General features: G+C 73.2%; 16 protein-coding genes. 9 read left to right on the forward strand and 7 right to left on the reverse strand.

The window, feature by feature from the left end:
* Positions 1-35 precede the first annotated feature (35 nt).
* On the reverse strand, positions 36-983 hold the full coding sequence (locus ABZ810_RS36595) for a YafY family protein (RefSeq protein ID WP_358411136.1): 948 nt from the start codon (positions 981-983) through the stop codon (positions 36-38).
* A 105-nt stretch (positions 984-1,088) separates the two neighbouring features.
* On the opposite strand from ABZ810_RS36595, the gene ABZ810_RS36600 reads away from it, so the two are divergent.
* Positions 1,089-1,832 (forward strand): alpha/beta hydrolase, encoded by a 744-nt coding sequence (locus tag ABZ810_RS36600; RefSeq protein WP_358411137.1) that lies wholly within the window; start codon positions 1,089-1,091, stop codon positions 1,830-1,832.
* Positions 1,833-1,869: 37 nt separating this feature from the next.
* Here the strand turns inward: ABZ810_RS36600 and ABZ810_RS36605 are convergent, their stop codons facing one another.
* From ABZ810_RS36605 to ABZ810_RS36630, 6 genes are all read right to left on the reverse strand, one after another.
* On the reverse strand, positions 1,870-3,159 hold the full coding sequence (locus ABZ810_RS36605; RefSeq protein WP_358411138.1) for a cytochrome P450: 1,290 nt from the start codon (positions 3,157-3,159) through the stop codon (positions 1,870-1,872).
* Between the two features lie 59 nt (positions 3,160-3,218).
* Entirely contained in the window at positions 3,219-3,896 is a 678-nt protein-coding gene (locus ABZ810_RS36610) for a phosphatase PAP2 family protein (protein WP_358411139.1), read from the reverse strand.
* Positions 3,897-3,937: 41 nt separating this feature from the next.
* Positions 3,938-5,140 carry an LLM class flavin-dependent oxidoreductase gene (locus tag ABZ810_RS36615; RefSeq protein WP_358411140.1) on the reverse strand — a complete coding sequence of 401 codons (1,203 nt, stop codon included), beginning with the start codon at positions 5,138-5,140 and terminating at the stop codon, positions 3,938-3,940.
* Between the two features lie 136 nt (positions 5,141-5,276).
* Entirely contained in the window at positions 5,277-7,139 is a 1,863-nt protein-coding gene (locus tag ABZ810_RS36620; protein WP_358411142.1) for a glycoside hydrolase family 3 protein, read from the reverse strand.
* 100 nt (positions 7,140-7,239) lie between these two features.
* Entirely contained in the window at positions 7,240-8,475 is a 1,236-nt protein-coding gene (locus ABZ810_RS36625; RefSeq protein WP_358411144.1) for an AI-2E family transporter, read from the reverse strand.
* Positions 8,476-8,560: 85 nt separating this feature from the next.
* Positions 8,561-9,337 carry an IclR family transcriptional regulator gene (locus ABZ810_RS36630; protein ID WP_358411146.1) on the reverse strand — a complete coding sequence of 259 codons (777 nt, stop codon included), beginning with the start codon at positions 9,335-9,337 and terminating at the stop codon, positions 8,561-8,563.
* A 150-nt stretch (positions 9,338-9,487) separates the two neighbouring features.
* Between ABZ810_RS36630 and ABZ810_RS36635 the strand changes: the two genes are divergently transcribed.
* From ABZ810_RS36635 to ABZ810_RS36670, 8 genes are all read left to right on the forward strand, one after another.
* Complete coding sequence (locus ABZ810_RS36635; RefSeq protein ID WP_358411147.1) at positions 9,488-10,507, forward strand: ABC transporter substrate-binding protein; 1,020 nt, start codon at positions 9,488-9,490, stop codon at positions 10,505-10,507.
* Positions 10,504-11,526 (forward strand): NrtA/SsuA/CpmA family ABC transporter substrate-binding protein, encoded by a 1,023-nt coding sequence (locus ABZ810_RS36640; RefSeq protein WP_358411150.1) that lies wholly within the window; start codon positions 10,504-10,506, stop codon positions 11,524-11,526. Before ABZ810_RS36635 ends, ABZ810_RS36640 begins: the two co-directional genes overlap by 4 nt.
* Positions 11,523-12,380: an ABC transporter permease gene (locus ABZ810_RS36645; protein ID WP_358411152.1), complete on the forward strand. Its 858-nt coding sequence runs from the start codon at positions 11,523-11,525 to the stop codon at positions 12,378-12,380. Before ABZ810_RS36640 ends, ABZ810_RS36645 begins: the two co-directional genes overlap by 4 nt.
* Positions 12,377-13,240 carry an ABC transporter ATP-binding protein gene (locus ABZ810_RS36650; protein ID WP_358411154.1) on the forward strand — a complete coding sequence of 288 codons (864 nt, stop codon included), beginning with the start codon at positions 12,377-12,379 and terminating at the stop codon, positions 13,238-13,240. Before ABZ810_RS36645 ends, ABZ810_RS36650 begins: the two co-directional genes overlap by 4 nt.
* Entirely contained in the window at positions 13,237-14,064 is an 828-nt protein-coding gene (locus ABZ810_RS36655; protein WP_358411156.1) for an LLM class flavin-dependent oxidoreductase, read from the forward strand. Before ABZ810_RS36650 ends, ABZ810_RS36655 begins: the two co-directional genes overlap by 4 nt.
* Positions 14,054-15,166, forward strand: a complete 1,113-nt coding sequence (locus ABZ810_RS36660) for an LLM class flavin-dependent oxidoreductase (RefSeq protein ID WP_358411158.1) — start codon at positions 14,054-14,056, stop codon at positions 15,164-15,166. Before ABZ810_RS36655 ends, ABZ810_RS36660 begins: the two co-directional genes overlap by 11 nt.
* Positions 15,163-16,071: an ABC transporter substrate-binding protein gene (locus ABZ810_RS36665; protein WP_358411159.1), complete on the forward strand. Its 909-nt coding sequence runs from the start codon at positions 15,163-15,165 to the stop codon at positions 16,069-16,071. The genes ABZ810_RS36660 and ABZ810_RS36665 overlap by 4 nt, the downstream gene beginning before the upstream one ends.
* A gap of 178 nt (positions 16,072-16,249) precedes the next feature.
* Complete coding sequence (locus ABZ810_RS36670; protein ID WP_358411161.1) at positions 16,250-16,666, forward strand: thioesterase family protein; 417 nt, start codon at positions 16,250-16,252, stop codon at positions 16,664-16,666.
* Positions 16,667-16,682: the final 16 nt, after the last annotated feature.

Here is a 16,682-nt window from a genome sequence, read left to right on the forward strand (position 1 = left end):
GCCCGGTTGGACAGGCTCGGCTGTGCTCGTCTCCGTCAGCGGTCGGCCTGGGCGCGCAGGGTGTCGGCGAGCGCGCGGACCGCGTCGCGCAGCTCGGCGGGACGCCGCACCACGAACGGCCAGCCCAGCCCGGCCAGCATCTGCGCCATGCCGTCGAGCCTCTCGGCGCGGGTGACCATGAGCACTCCCCCGTCGGTGGCGGTGAGGGTGGCGGTGGACGCGGGCACGCGGCGCCGCGCCTCCTCCAGGCCGGTCTCCAGCAGCACCTCCACCTCGTGCTGGTAGGGCACCCGCGACAACGACCGGGTCACGTGCTGAACGGGGTCGACCCCTTCGGGGACCTCGTAGGTGTCCTCGCCCGGCGTGGCCGCGGCCACGCGGTCCACCCGGAAGGTGCGGGTCTCGCCGCTGCGGTGGTCGTGCCCGGTCACGTACCAGCGGCCGGAGTGGAACACCAGGCCGTAGGGGTCGACGTCGCGTTCGCTCTCCTCGCCCTGGAAGGAGCGGTAGCGGATCCGCACACGGCGCCGTTCGCGCGCGGCGGCGGCCAGGGTGAGCAGGGCGGCGGTGCCCGGCGCGGTGGCGTCGCGGGCGGCGAGGGTGAAGGCGAGCGTGTCCTGCAACGCCTGGACGCGGTCGCGCAGCGCGGGCGGCAGCACGCGCTGCACCTTGGCCAGGGTGCGCTCGGTCGCCTCGCCGGGCAGGCCGACGCGGCGCCCGGCCAGCAGTCCCAGCACCACGGCGGTCGCCTCGTCGTCGGTCAGCATCAGCGGCGGCAGCTTGAAGCCGGGCATCAGCCGGTAGCCGCCGTAGCGCCCGCGTTCGGCGACCACGGGGATGCCCAGCTCGTCGAGGCGGGCGGCGTACCGCCGCACGGTGCGCTCGTCGACGCCCAGGCGCTCGGCCAGCTCGACCCCGCGCATGCGGGGGTGCGCCTGCAGCAGCTCCAGCATCGTGAGCACGCGCGTCGTGGGACGTGACACAGGTCACTCTCTTAATCCGGGCGGGAACTGTCCGGTATCGACTCTAGGTTAAGGACATCGGCTCGGAAGAACACCTCGAGACAGAAGAAAGAAAGAAGGCGCGAGATGGCGACGTTCGTTCTGGTTCCCGGTTTCTGGCTCGGCGCGTGGGCGTGGGACGAGGTCGCGGCCAGCCTGCGGGCGGCGGGCCACCGGGTGCACGCGGTCACGCTGACGGGCGTGGCCGAGCGGGCGGCGGAGGCGACGCCCGAGGTGGACGTGGACACCCACATCGCCGACGTCATCGGCGTCATCGAGGACAACGACCTGCACGAGGTGGTCCTGGTCGCGCACAGCGGCGCCAACATGCCGGTCACGGGCGCCGCCGACCGCGTTCCCGGGCGGCTCGCGCGGATCGTCTACGTCGACTCGGGGCCGCTGCCGTCGGGGATGGCGCAGATCGACTTCACCGACCCCGAGGAGCAGGCGGCGCTGCGCAAGCAGGTGGAGGCCGAGGGCGACGGCTGGCGTCTGCCGGTGCCGCGCTTCGACGCCGAGGCCGACGCGCACATGATCGCCGGGCTGACCGCCGAGCACCTGGCCGCGTTCGCCGAGCGCGGCACGCCCGAGCCGTTCGGCGCGGCGACCCAGCCGCTGGCCCGGCCGGCCACGCCGCCCGCCACGCCGAAGACCGCGATCCTCAGCACCTTCCCGCTCGCGGCGATCGAGCAGATGGCCGCGAGCGGCAACCCGGCGTTCAGCCTCATGACCGGGCCCGAGTGGTCCTACCGCGAGCTGCCGACGGGCCACTGGCCGATGTTCTCCAAGCCCGCCGAGCTGGCCGGGCTGCTGGCCGACATCGCCGGCTGAGCACCGCGGCGCCTGATCCGCCCTCTGGCCGCTCCGGTCAGGGGGCGGTGAACGTGCAGGGCAGGCGCTTGATGCCGTTGATGAAGTTGGAGACCAGGCGGTCGGGCTCGCCGTCGGTGCGGATGTCGGGCAGCCGGGTGAACAGCTCGCGGAACATCACGGAGATCTCGCGGCGGGCCAGGTTGGCGCCCAGGCAGAAGTGCGGGCCGGGGCCGCCGAACCCGACGTGCGGGTTGGGGTCGCGGGTGATGTCGAAGGCGTCGGGGTCGGGGAAGACGTCCTCGTCCCGGTTGGCCGAGTTGTAGAACAGCAGCACCTTGTCGCCCTTGCGGTAGTGGTGGCCGTTCATCTCGTGGTCCTGGGCGAGGTTGCGGCGGAAGCAGATGACCGGGGTGGACAGCCGCACGATCTCCTCGACGGCGCCGGGCAGGCGGCCGTCGATGTCCTCCAGCAGCAGCTCGCGCTGGCGCGGGTTGTCGCTGAAGAGCTTCAGCCCGTGGGCGATGGCGGTGCGGGTGGTCTCGTTGCCGGCCACCACGAGCAGCAGGAAGAACGTGCCGAACTCCTGCGCGGTGAGCTTCTCGCCGTCGACGTTGGCGTTCACCAGCGCGGAGGTCAGGTCGCCGGTGCCGGTGCCGGTGCGCTCCCTGCCGAGCCTGGCGGCGATCCGGTGCAGCTCGCGGCTGGCCCAGGCGACCTTGGCCAGGCCGAGGCCGGTGCGGATCCGGCCCATGTCGGGGGTGATGCCGGTGTACTCGGGGTCGGAGTTGCCGAGCACGATGTTGGTCAGCCGGATGACGCGCGGGTAGAGCTCGTCGGGGATGCCGAGCATGTCGCAGATGATCTCGACCGGGAGCCGGACGGCGACCTTCTCGACGAAGTCGCCGGGGCCGGCGGCGATGAGCTCGTCGACGATGCGCGCGGCGCGGCGCTGCACGTCGTCCTCGGTCTTGGCGAGCATGCGCGGGCTGAACGCGCGGGACACGATCCGCCGGATCTTGGCGTGCCGCGGGTCGTCCATGTTGATCATGGAGTTGACGTAGCGGTCCAGCCAGCCGGGCGAGTCGATGACGCTGGTGGCGTTGGGCTCGCTGGAGAAGATCTTGTGGTTGCGGCTGGCCTCGGCGACGTCGGCGTGCCGCACCAGCGCCCAGTAGCCCTCGCCGCGCTTGGTGAACGGGACCGGCGGGTCGGGGTAGAGCCGGGGGCCGTCCTCGGACCGCAGCACCGCGAACGCGGCCGCGCGCTCCTCCAGGGGGCGTGTCCAGAACCGCAGATCACTGAGGTTGATGTCGCCGACCTGCCCGCCGGGCGCCTGGATGGTCACCGTCGTACCGCCTTCCGTGTACCCACTACCCTCATGTTTGGGTAAGCGCTTGGTTACGGTCAATCCCCCGGAGCGGGCTGTGACCCAGGCCACCTCCGCGGCAGCTCACGGCCCGCGCAGCCCAGGACGGCCCCCAGGCCCCACCCCGCCAGGGCGTCGGTGGGCCAGTGGTAGCCCAGCGTCACCACCGCGACCGCGACGCCGGCGATCAGCAGGTGGGCGGCGGCCGTCCAGCGGCGGGACGCGCCGAGCGCGGCGAGGATGAAGATCCAGCACGCGGCGGCGTTGGCGGCGTGCCCGGAGGGATAGGACAGGTATCCGGCCTGGAAGAGCTCGTCGACGCCGGTACGCGGCGGCGTGCGCGCGAACACCGTCTGGGCGGCCCTGATCACCAGTTCGGTCGCCACCAGCCAGGCCGCGCACGCCGCCAGGAGGCCGAGCGCCCTGCCCCGGCCCTGCCCGCGCCGCCGCCAGGCGGTCCACGCGGCGGCGAGCGCGGCGAGGGTGGCGACGATCCAGTACTGGCCGCCGTTGACGATCGTGCGCCAGAAGAGGTGCCAGGCGCCGGTGCGCGGCGGCAGCCCGCCCGCGAACGTCCACTGGTCGAACTGGCGCAGGAGCCCGCCGGCGAGCACGTCGAGCGTGGTCGCGACCGCGACGACGGCGGCGGCGAGCGGCAGCGCGTACCGCCGTGTCCGGGCGGGTGCCGAGAGCGGAGTGCGAGCTCCTTTCTGCATGCCCCCGATCCTGCCCTACCTGGGCCGATGCTCCGTTCCGTTCAGGAGCCCCCCGGCGTGGCGCCCGATTCGTCGGCCTGCTGCTGGACCTTCGCCATGATCGCCTCGGTGGCGGCGCCGATGAACCGCGGCCGGTTCTCCGCGGCCCAGTCGCGGCTGGCGGCCAGGGTCGCCGCCGACCCCTGGAAGACCGGCGCGACGTAGCGGGCGAACAGCTCGTAGGAGCGGCGGGTCTGCGCGGTGTCGGCCCAGTCGTGCGCCATCAGCAGGTAGGTGCCGAAGCCGCCGGACTGCTCGGCGAGCCGCTGGATCTGGGCGATCGCGTCGTCGGGCGTGCCGATGACGCCGAGGCCGGTGGCGTTGATCGCCTCGACCAGCGCGTCGGGGTCGTCGGTGTCGGGGGCGATGGGCAGGGCGGCGACCTTCTGGAAGTAGCCGACCCAGTCGGCCAGCCCGAACGCGACGTCGCGGGCGGCCTGCTCGCGCGTCTCGGCCAGGTGCATCGGCCCGACCAGCCGCCAGCCGGCCCGGTCGGCGGTGGTGCCGAACTGCGCGGCGCGTTCCTCCATGACGCCCCAGTGGTAGCCGAGCGCGTCGAACCCGGCCGTCTGGGTGGCGCCCAGCGACAGCAGGCTGCAGCCGAACCGGCCGGCGGCGCGCGGCCCGGACGGGGACACCATGGCGGCGACCGCGACCTCCAGCTCGCCGCGGTAGGGGCGCAACTGCAGGCGCGCGTCGCGCAGCTCGAACCAGCCGGTCTTGGCGGTGACGGGCTCGTCGCCGCGCAGCAGCGCCAGGACGGCCTCCAGCGACTCCTCCATCATGTCGCGCTGGCGGGCGACCTCGATGCCCATCATGGACGCGTCGGAGGGCAGCGCGCCGGGCCCGACGCCGAGCATGACGCGGCCGCGGGTGAGGTGCGACAGCAGCACCATCCGGTCGGCCAGCATCAGCGGGTGGTGGTAGGGCAGCGAGGACACGCCGGTGCCCAGGCGGATGTGGCGGGTACGTTCGGCGGCGGTGGCGATGAACACCTCCGGCGAGGCGATGATCTCGAACCCGGCCGAATGGTGCTCGCCGATCCAGGCCTCGTCGAAGCCGAGGGCGTCCAGGTGGACGACCAGGTCGAGGTCACGTTCCAGCGCCAGGGTCGGGTTCTGGCCGACGGGGTGGAACGGCGCGAGGAAGATGCCGAAACGCGGCGGGCCGGCGGCCGGCGCGGGCGACGGGGCGGGTGTGCTCATCGGATCCCCTGTCCACAATTCGAATCGCGTTCTAGAGACGTGCCTACCATCCGGGGCCCCGCCGCGTCGACCGCCCCGATCACCGGAAAGGCGACCGGGGCGGATCCCGGCGGGTCGGCGGCGGGTCAGCGGCGGGTCAGCGGCGGTAGGCCAGCCCGTGGCCGAACGGGTAGAGGGCCTGGCCGGGGTCGCCCTGCGCCGGGATGGTGACCGGCAGCCTCCCGGACGGGTCGAGCTCGCCGAACAGCACCTTGCCCAGGGACCGCACGGCCTCGGCGGTGTAGGAGTAGGTGGCCAGGTAGGTCTGCGCCTCGGTGAAGTAGGCGATGTCGTAGGCGTCGCGGGCGGCGACCACCACGACGGGCTTGCCGGTGGCGACGAGCGCCTTCACCAGGTTCATCTGGCCGGGGCCGTTGTGGGGTTCGCCGGGCAGCGAGGGCTTGATGTCCCAGGCGCGGTTGGTGACGGCGACGATCAGGTCCTGGTCCTGGGCGGCGGCGACGGTCTGCTGGACACGTTCGGGCGTCGGGCTGACGCCGCTCTCGGACACGGTGGCGGTGGCGCCGCGCTTGGTGAGCTCCTCGCCGAGCAGGCGGGTGGTGGTGACGCCCCAGCCGGCGACGAGGACCTTGCGGGCTCCCGGGGCCAGCGGCAGCAGCCCGGCGTCGTTCTTGACCAGGGTGGTGGTGCGGTCGGTGGCGCGCTGCGCGGCGGCCAGGTGGGCGGGCGTGCCGACCAGGTCGCCGACCTTCGACTCGTCCACGAACGCGTCGCGGAACAGCCCGCGCTTCTTCTTCAGCGCCAGGATCCGGTAGACCGACTCCTCGATGCGCTCCTCGGTGAGCTCGCCGCCGCGGACGGCGTTGACGACGGCGTTCAGCTGCGTGCGGAACAGGCCGTTGCCGGCGGCGTCGAAGGAGGGCGGCTTGAGCAGCACGTCGACGCCCGCCTTGAGCGCCAGCACCGGGACGCGGTCGTCGCCGTACTTGGTGCGCACGCCCTGCATGTCGAGCGCGTCGGTGACGATGACGCCCTTGTAGCCCAGCTCGCCGCGCAGGATGCCGGTGAGGATGGGCTTGGACAGCGTGGAGGGGTCCTCCGAGGGGTCCAGGGCGGGGTAGATGATGTGCGCGGTCATGATGGAGTCGGCGCCGCGCGCGATGGCGGCCTTGAAGGGCGGCAGGTCGACGCGTTCCCACTGCTCGCGGGTGTGCTCGACGCGCGGCACGCCGATGTGGCTGTCGGTGGTGGTGTCGCCGTGGCCGGGGAAGTGCTTGACGGTCCCGGTGACGCCGCCGTCGCGGTAGCCGTCGACCTGCGCGGCGACCATCCGCGACACCAGCGCCGGGTCCGAGCCGAACGAGCGCACGCCGATCACCGGGTTGCCGGGGTTGACGTTGACGTCGGCGTCGGGCGCGTAGTCCTGGTCGATGCCGATGGCGCGCAGCTCCCGGCCGGTGATGCGGGCCAGGGTGCGCGCGTCGCGGGTGCTGCGGCCGGCGGCCAGGGCCATGCTGCCCGGTGACTGGGTGGCGGGCGGCTGGACGCGGGCGACGATGCCGCCCTCCTGGTCGGTGGCGATGGTGGCGGGGATCTTCAGCCGGGTGGAGGCGGCGGCGCGCTGGATGCCGTTGGAGAACGCGGCGAGCTGCGGCGGGTCGGTGACGTTGGGCGGGTCGGCGGAGTAGTAGATGATGCCGCCGGGCTGGTAGCGGGAGATGAGCTGCGCCGCGTTGTCCAGGCCGTACAGCTTCTGGTTGCGGGCGACGTCGGCGGGGTCGGTGGTGTCGGCGCTCTTGCCGTACACCTGGAGCACGAACAGCTGCGCCGCCTTCTCCTCCAGCGTCATGGCGTCGATGAGGCGCAGCAGCTGCCGGTCCTTGCCGTGGCCGTGGCCTTCTCCCCCGCCGGGTGCGGCGGCCCGCGCGGGCGGCGTCACGGCGGACAGGGCCAGGGCCGCCACCGCGGCGGCCAGGACGGTTCGACGGGGACGGTGCATGTCGGCTCCCTGGGCTCGCTTCGGCGCCGCCCCCGACCGGCGGAGGACCCCGACCAAGATCGAGTTCCTGAGGGCAACGTAAGCACGCGCATGCCGGTCGTCAACCGTCCTGACGGCGTTCGTCAGCGCCGTCGCCGTCATCAGCGCCGTCGCCGTCGTCCTGCCGGCGTTCGCCGCGGGGCCGGTCGCGCAGGCGTTCGCGCACGCCGGGCCGCGCGACCTCGGTGAGCGGGTGGTCCTCCACGTCGTAGCGGCGGATGTAGGCGCCGAGGAAGGCCTGCAGGCTGGCGCCGACGGGCAGGGCGAGCAGCGCGCCGATGGGCCCGATGACGGCGGCGCCGGCCAGGACCATGCCGAACGCGACGGCGGGGTGCATGTCCAGGGTGCGGGCGGTGATCCTGGGCTGCAGGATGTAGTTCTCGAACTGCTGGTAGGCGATGATGAACAGCAGGACCCACAGCGCGGTGGCGGGGCTCTTGCCGAGGGCGACCAGCACCGGCGCGGCGCCCGCCAGGTAGGTGCCGACGGTGGGGATGAACTGCGAGACCACGCCGACCCACAGCGCCAGCGTCAGCGCGTACGGCACGTCCAGCAGCCACAGCGCCAGGTAGTGGGCGATGCCGGAGAACAGCGCGAGCAGCGCCCGCGAGTAGATGTAGCCGCCGGTCTTGTGGACGGCGATCTCCCACGCCCACAACACCTGCTGCTGGCGGCGCGGCGGCAGCAGCGAGCAGACGGTGCGGCGGAACTGCGGTCCCTGCGCCGACAGGTAGAAGGTGAACAGCAGCACCCCCAGGCCCTGGAACAGCACGCCGAGGGCGGTGGCGCCGATCCCCCAGACGTTGCCGGCCAGTCCGGACAGGTGCTTGGAGATCTCCTCGGTGATCGTCGGCAGCCTGGTGAGCAGGGTGTCCTGCGACAGGCCGGTGCCGAAGGTCTGGTTGATCCAGTCGATGAGCTGGTCGACGTAGCCGGGGAAGCCGTTGACCAGGTTGGTGGCCTGCGAGACCAGCAGCGAGCCGAGCACGCCGAAGAAGACCGCGCCGAGCGCGGTGATGACCAGGAACATCACGCCGGTGGCCACGCCGCGGCGCCAGCCGCGGTGGGCCAGCCAGTTGACGGCGGGTTCGATGGCGAACGCCAGGAACAGCGAGGTCAGCAGCAGGAGCAGCAGGCCCTTGAGCTTGGCCAGCAGCCACAGCGCCCCGGCGAACAGCAGCACGGTGGAGGCCGCCAGCACGAACGCCTTGAGCAGCCAGGGCGGCATGGCCCGCGCCGGGTCGGCCGCGTCCACCGCGTCCGGGGGCCGGGCCGGTGGATCATGGGACTGCGCCATGGCGGCAACGCTAGCCACGGCCGGGCGCGGGGCCGCGGCGCACGCACCCGCGACGGGGCGATCTTTGCCTGGATTTCGCGGGCGCTCAGTGGTGGCGGCGCTCCGCCGGGGGCAGCAGGAGGACTTCCAGGGCGCGGGCGCAACCTTGCGCGTGGGCGAGGAACCAGGGGATGCGGGCCTCGGTGATGACCTCGGGCGTCGAGCGCAGCGCGAGCGCGTAGCGGGCGTGGCCCGCGCGGTCGAGCAGGGGCACGGCGAGGGTGCGCACGCCCTCGGCGGACTCGCCGTCGTTCATCGCGTGGCCCACGGCGCGGACCCGGTCGACCTCAACGCGCAGCCGGCGCACGTCGGCGATGGTGCGCCCGGTGAGGGGGCGCAGCGGGCCGAGCTCTGCCAGGTCGTCCTCGCCGGGCCTGGCCCAGGCCAGCAGGACCTTGCCCAGGGCGGTGGAGTGCAGCGGCCGGCGCAGCCCGACGCCGGGGTCGGCGCGCTGGACGGTGACGCCGGCCAGCAGGAGGGCGTGGTTGCCGCTGCGGATCGCCAGGTCGGCGGTGGCGCCGGTGGTCTGGGCCAGGTGCTCCAGCTCGGGGCCCGCGTGGTGCAGGCCGCGCTGGTGGAAGGAGAGCAGGCCGAGCTCGAGCACGGACGGGCCGATGCGGTAGTGGGCGCCGGCGGTGTCCTGGACGAGGAAGCCCGCGTCGTTGAGGGTCCGGACGAGCCGGTGCGCCGTCGAGGTGGTCAGGCCCAGCCGCCGGCCGATGTCGGAGGCGGTCAGCGCGGGGCCGCCGTCGCGGAAGCAGTGCAGCACGTTCAGGGCGCGCGTCACCGCCTGGCTTCCCTTGGCGCCGTTGGTCACCGACACGCCTGACTCCCCCTGCCCACAATACGGAAAACTCGACCGAACCTACCTGGTTGCATAGCGAGTGGTCACCTCGATGCTCGGGGCGAATAGTTTCCCACGATATGGGATCTATGTTGAGTTGGTAGGTTTTGTTGTAAATACTTCCGGCTCATGGTCACCACGCGTCCGGAGAACCTCTGGTTCACCCGCTGTCCCGTTCCCACCGCCACCGGCATCGCCGCGGATCAGGGCTGGCTGGAGGCCGAGTTCGCGCCGGACGGCATCCGGGTCCGTTCCCTCCAGGAGCAGGGCGTCGGCGACGTCCGCGGCGAGCATTTCAGCCACCGGCTGCCGACGCTGATCCGCGAGGGCGGCAACGTTCCCGCGTTGTGGGCGCGCTCCAACGACGCCCCCACGCGGCTGATCGGGCTGACCTGGTTCGAGGAGCGGCAGGTCATCGTGGCGCGGCCCGGCTCGGGCATCCACGGACCCCAGGATCTGAAGGGCCGGCGGGTGGCGGTGCCGCGGCGCACGATCGACATCGACTTCTGGCGGGCGATGGCGCTGCGCGGCTTCGACGGCGCGCTGCGCCAGGCCGGCCTGACCCTGGCCGACGTCGAGCTCGTCGACCTGGACGGCGACGTCCTGCCCGGCCAGTGGGAACCGGAGCTGGCGGCGCTGCGCGACGGCCGGGTCGACGCCGTCTACACCAAGGGCGCGGTCGCGGTGGAGTCCGCGGCCCGGTACGGCGCCGAGGTCGCCGTCGACCTGGACGCCCTCGCCGGCCGCCGTGCCCGGGTCAACAACGGCACGCCCCGCCCGATCACGGTCGACCAGCGCCTGCTGGACGACCACCAGGACCTGGTCGTGCGTTTCCTGGCGGTGCTGCTGGCCGCGGCCGACTGGGCCGGCGAGCATCCCGCCGGGTTCGCCCGCGTCCTGGAGGCCGAGACCGGCTCGGGTCCGGGCGGGGTGGCCGGCGCCTACGACGCGGGCCGGCACCGCGAGCTGCACGCCGGGCTCGGCGACGACCGGCTCGAGCTGCTGGCCGAGCAGGAGGCGTTCCTGCGCGGCCACGGCTTCCACGACTCCCGGGTGGACGTCTCCACCTGGGCCGATCCCGCACCGCTGGCGGCGGCGCGGGACCTCCTTCCCCGTCTCACCCTCGTCTCACAGGAGAAGCAGTCATGACGCGCTTTGGTTTCCGGTATCGGGCCCGCCGCCGGGTCCTTGCCGCGGGCGTCCTCGCCGCGGCCGTTCTCGCCGCCGCGGGCTGCGGTGGCGCGTCGGGGTCGGCCTCGTCCTCCGACGGGACGGTGGTCCTGCGGGTCCCCGACCCCGGCAACTCCGGGGTGCTGGCGCGCGGCAAGAAGGACGGCTCCCTGGCCAAGGCGCTGTCGGCGGTGAACACCAAGGTCGCCTGGACGGGCAGCACCGGGCCGTTCGCCCCCGCGGCCCAGCAGATCAACGCCGGCCAGCTGGACTTCTCCCAGGGGTCCATCACCTCCGCGATCGCCGCGCTCGGCCAGAAGCCGGGCTTCAAGCTGTTCGCCCAGATCGCGCCGGACAAGGCCGGCGAGGGCATCCTGGTGCGCAAGGACTCCCCGATCTCCACGGTGCGCGACCTGATCGGCAGGAAGGTGGCCGTCAACAAGGGCGGCACCGCCGAGTACCTGCTGCTCAAGGCGCTGGAGAAGGAGGGCGTCAAGCCCGACCAGGTCAAGCGCGTCTACCTCAACCCGGCCGAGACGGCGCCGGTGTTCAACTCCGGCCAGGTCGACGCGTGGGCGGTGTGGGCCGCCTACTCGGTCCCGGAGATCTCCAAGGGGAAGGCGCGCTTCCTGGTGAACGGCGACCAGGTCGGGTCGCAGAACTACTCCATCTGGGCGGTGCGCACCAGGTTCGCCGAGGAGCACCCCAAGGTCGTGCAGGCGTTCTACGAGTACCTGCGCGAGCGCGGCCTCCAGCAGATCAAGGACCCGGCGGCGTTCATCAACGTGTTCACCGAGGCGGGGCCGCAGGCGTTCAACGGCGCGGCGCGCGAGCTCACCATCAGCAACCTGCGCCAGGGCGCGGCGGCGGCGCCGATCGGCGCCGCCCAGCTGGCCGACTTCGACGGCGTCGCGCGGTTCTTCGCCGACCTGAAGGTCACGCCGGCCAAGGTGGACGTCAAGCCGCACGTCCTGAGCCTTGCCGGGAGCGGCGCGTGACCGCCCCCGCCCCCGCCCCGGCCCCGGCCCCGGCCCCGGCCGCCTATCCGGGGCTGGTCGTCCCGCGGCCGAGGCTGCCCAAGCCGCGGCGGCGCGAGGTGACGCTGGCGCTGCGGACGCTGGGCCCGCTGGCGCTGCTGGGCGGGTGGTGGCTCGCCTCGGCGACCGGGGTCCTGCGCCCGGACGTGCTGGCCTCGCCCGCGACGGTCGCGTCCGCCGCCCACGAGCTGTGGGCGGACGGCCAGCTCACCGACGCGCTGCGGGTCTCCCTGACCCGCGCGGTGCTCGGGCTGGCGCTGGGGTTGTCGATCGGCCTGTTCCTGGGCGTGATCACCGGCTTCTCGCGGATCGGCGAGGAGCTGCTGGACTCTCCCCTGCAGCTGCTGCGCGCCCTGCCGTTCCTGTCGCTGGTGCCGCTGTTCATGGTGTGGTTCGGGATCGGCGAGTCCGCGCGGGTGATCCTGATCGCGGTCGCCACGACGTTCCCGATGTACGTCTCGACCGCGGGCGGTGTCCGCAACGTCGACCGGCGGCTGCTGGAGGCGATGCGCTCGTTCGGGCTGCGCGGGTGGCCGCTGGTCCGCCAGGTGGTGCTGCCGGGCGCGCTGCCGTCGCTGCTGGCGGGGTTCCGGCTGTCGATGACGCTCAGCGTGATCGCGCTCATCGCGGCCGAGGAGATCAACTCCACCGCGGGGATCGGCTACCTGATGACGCAGGCGATGAGCTTCTCGCGCACCGACATCCTGTCGGTCTGCGTGCTGATCTACGGGGTGCTGGGGCTGATCGCCGACCTGGTCGCCCGCGGGGCCGAGCGGGTGCTGATGCCGTGGCGGGCGAAGGAGGCGGCGCGATGAGCGAGCACGGTGACGACACGGCCGCGGCGGGCGACGTCGCGGTGCACATCGAGGGCCTGCGGCGGGTGTTCGGGACCCGCGCGGTCCTGGACGGCCTGGACCTGGACATCCGCCGCGGCGAGTTCGTGGCGCTGCTGGGCGCCAGCGGCACCGGCAAGACGACGCTGCTGCGGATCCTCGGCGCGCTGGACCGTCCCGACGGCGGCACGGTGCTGGCGCCCGAGGCCCGCACGATCGTCTTCCAGGAGCCGCGGCTGGTCCCCTCCAAGCGGGCGCTGGACAACGTGCTGGTGGGGTTGCCGCGCGGGGGCCGGTCGCGCGAACGCGGGGAGCGGGCGCTGGCCGAGGTGGGGCTGGCCGACCACGCGCGGGCGTGGCCGCACACCCTGTCGGGCGGTGAGGCGCAGCGGGTGGCGCTGGCGCGGGCGCTGGTGCGCGAGCCCGAGCTGCTGCTGCTGGACGAGCCGTTCGCGGCGCTGGACGCGCTGACCCGGCTGCGCATGCAGGACCTGGTCGACGACCTGGTGCGCACGCACCGGCCGGCGGTGCTGCTGGTCACCCATGACGTCGACGAGGCGGTGCGGCTGGCCGACCGGGTCGCGGTGCTGCGGGACGGCACGCTGGTCACCGACGAGAGGGTGGAGGTGCGGCGGCCCCGCGACCCCACCGATCCGGTCTTCACCGCGCTGCGCCGCCGGCTGCTGTCCGACCTGGGCGTACGCGAACCCGAACCGGAACCCGAACCGGAATCCGAACCCGAATCCGAACCCGAATCCGAACCCGAATCCGAACCGGAGTCCGGACCGCGGTCCGGGCTGGAGTCCGAGCCGGCGCGAGAGCCGGAAGGAGTGGCACGTTGACTCGTTTCCACGTGGTGGTGCCCACCCGTCCACCGCGGCGGGCCGAGCTGCCGGAGTTCCTCACCGACGTCCGGCCGGGCGGGCGGGAGCCCGAGCACCGCCCGGCCGCGCGGGGCGCGGAGCTGGGCGGGCTGGACGGGGTGTTCGTCCCGTTCGACCCGGGCGGGCACGACCCGCTGATCCTGGCGCCGGAGCTGCTGCGCGCCTCCCGGTACCTGCAGGTGACCGCCGAGTTCCATCCGGCGATCGCGACGCCGGTGTACGCGGCGAAGGTGTCGGCGTCGTTGCAGCGGTACGCGGCCGGGCGGCTGGCCTGGCAGATGACCGTCGACCTGCCCGCGGCGGTCGCCCGCGCGCACGGCGACTTCCTGGAGGGCGACGCGCGCTACGCACGGGCCGACCAGTTCCTCACGATCGCCAGGGGCGTGTGGAACGACAGCCCGTTCAGCTACGAGGAGGAGTACTTCCAGGTGCTGGACGGCGGGCTGCCCGGTTCGCGGGTGCCCCGCCCGTTCCCTCGCGTCTACCTGTCGGGGACCTCACCGCGGGCGCTGGAGTTGTCGGCGCGGCACGCCGACGTGCACGTCCTGGAGGCCGGCGAGGATCCGGCGCTGGTTCCGGAGGGGGTCGAGGCGGCGGTGCGGCTGCCGTTCGGCCTCGGCGCGCCCGGTGCCGAGGGGCGGCTGGTGGAGGAGATCGCACGTCGCCGGGATCAGGGCGTCGCCGAGTTCGTCCTGGTGCCGTCGGCGCCGGTCGCGGACGTGTACGCGTTCGCGCAGCGGGTGCTGCCGCTGGTCGGGAAGGAGTCCGAGAGTGTCGGTTGACGTCTACTGGCGGATCGCGATGGAGGGCGACGCGCCCGCGCTGCGGCTCGGCGACATCACGCGGGGCGGGTTCGGCCCGTACCGGCCGGGGAGTCTGGGGCCGGGGCTGCGCGGCGGGGAGCCCGACGGGTACGGGCCGCTGGACTACATGGCGGAGGTGGCCCGCGCCACCGAGCGCGCCGGTTTCGTCGGGGGGCTGATGCCGTCGTTCCCCGAGACCGACGACCCGTGGGCGGCCGCGGCGGCGCTGGCGGCCGAGACTCGGGCGTACCGGTTCATGGTCGCCTTCCAGCCCGGTTTCCTGCATCCGGTGCAGGCGGCACGGATGTCGGCGTCGTTGCAGGCGGCGAGCGGGGGCCGGCTGGTCTACAACATCATCTCCGGCGGGGGCGGCCCGCAGCAGCTGTGGTGGGGCGACAAGGTCGACCACGACGACCGGTACGCCCGCACGTCGGAGTTCCTGGACGTGCTCAAGGGCGCCTGGAACGGTCCGTTCGACCATGAGGGCCGCTTCTACCGGGTGGAGGGCGCCGGGCTGCCCGCGGACCTGCGCGACCAGCCGTTCCCCGAGGTCTTCTTCTCGGGGTCCTCGCCCGCGGCGATCGCGGCGGCCGGGCGGCACGCCGACTACTACCTGTCGTGGCTGGAACCGTTCGAGGCGCTGGCCGAGAAGTTCGATCTGGTGCGCCGGCACAGTGACACGCCGCCGAAGTTCGCGGTGCGGGTGGACGTGCTGGCGCGCGAGACCGAGGAGGAGGCCTGGGAGGAGATCCGGGAGGGCTGGGCCCGGGTCGGCGAGCGGGACCGTACCCCGGAGTCGAGCGGGTCGGTCGGCTGGCAGCGCGGCCGCGCGTTCACCGCGGGCGCGGGCGACGCGTTCGCGGATCTGGAGGTCCAGCCGAACGTGTGGGGCGGGTTCAACCGGCTGCGACCGGGCCCGCTGTTCGGCCTGGTCGGCGACTACCACCAGGTCGCCGAGCGGCTGAACGAGCTGATCGCGCTCGGTGTGGACGCCTTCATCCTGGCCGGCGTCCCCCATCTGGAAGAGGCCCGGCGTGTGGGCCGCCACGTACTGCCCTTGCTGAAAGGAAACACCTCATGAGCCTTCGCGTCGGATTCTTCCCGCAGAACAACTCGCTGTGGGTGCTGCGCCATCGGGGCGTCCTGGAACGCGCCGTCCCGGACGTGGAGTGGGTCGATCTGCGGTCGCTGCCGGCCGGGCGGCGCCCCTCCCCCGCCGAGGGCCTGCCGTCGGTGCACGGCGACCATCTGTTCGACGGCGGGTACGACTTCATCGGCACGGGCTCGACGCCGCCGGTCACCGCGCAGGCCAAGGGCCACGACGTGGTGTACGTGGCGGTGTCGGGCCCGCGCGTCGAGAACGGGCGGCTGGTCGTGCGCGCCGATTCGCCGATCGCCTCGCCCGCCGATCTGAAGGGTCGCCGGGTGGCGCTCGGCCACGGGTCGTGGCAGACGACGCTGCTGCTGCTGGCGCTGGAGAAGGCGGGCCTGAGCTGGGGCGACATCGAGCCGGTGGACGCCTACGGCAACGCCGCCGAGCTGTTCCTGAACGGGGATGTCGACGCCTGGGTGGGGTCGTATCCGTTCCTGACGGAGGTGGAGCGCCGCACGGAGGTCCGGACGGTGATCGAGACCGATGGGCTGTTCAGTCACCGGTCGTTGTGGTTCACCAGCCGCGCGTTCGCCACCGAGCGCCGTGACGAGCTGGCCGCGATCGTGGCGGCGCTCCAGGAGTCGGACGCCTGGGTGCGGGAGAACCCGCGCGAGGCGGCCGGGTTCTTCACCTCCGAGGACGCCGACCTGGACGCTTGGGAGCACGCGCTGCGCACCCGTCCGTGGGGCCTGCACCCGGTCGAGGAGGAGTTCGTCGCCGAGCAGCAGCACGCCGCCGACCTGTTCCACGCCAACGGCCTGGTCGACCGGGGCGTCCGCGTCGCCGACGCCGTCCTGCCCGAGGTCAACGACCTGGTCCGCGCCACCCGCTGACCGCGCGCCGCACGGCGGGCCCGCCCCGTAACCCCCCGCCCCGTAACTCCCCGCGCCGTACGCCCGCCCCGCGCCGTCCGCCGCGCGGCTGCTCCTGCCGGAGGACGATCTTCGCCGGGATCATGTTCGCCCGCGCGGGGGATGTGCGGGGCGGTCGCGGTGGGTGAGGATGGCCGCCATGGCGGAGACGTTCACACATCGGCTGCGGGTGCGCTACAGCGAATGCGACCAGCAGGGCGTGGTGTTCAACGGGCACTACCTGTTCTTTTACGATGTCGCGCTGACCGAGTTGTGGCGGGCGGTGATCGGCCCGTACACCGACATCCTGGAGCAGGGCTACGACCTGGTGGTGGCCGAGGCGCGGATCCGTTACCGCGAGGGGGCGCGGTTCGACGACCTGGTGGACGTGCGGATGCCGATCGCCAAGCTCGGCACGACCAGCATGGTGGTGCGGCCGGAGTTCCGGGTGGGCGACAGGCTGATGGCCGACGGGGAGATGGTGCACGTGTTCATCGAGCCGGCGACCAAGCGGAAGACCGAGATCCCGCCGGACGTGCGCAAGGCCCTGGAGCCCTATCTGGTGGACGGGGCGTAGCGGGGCAGAAAGCGGG

Origin of the sequence: Spirillospora sp. NPDC047279 (assembly GCF_040643285.1) — a bacterium.
GTDB lineage: Bacteria > Actinomycetota > Actinomycetes > Streptosporangiales > Streptosporangiaceae > Spirillospora.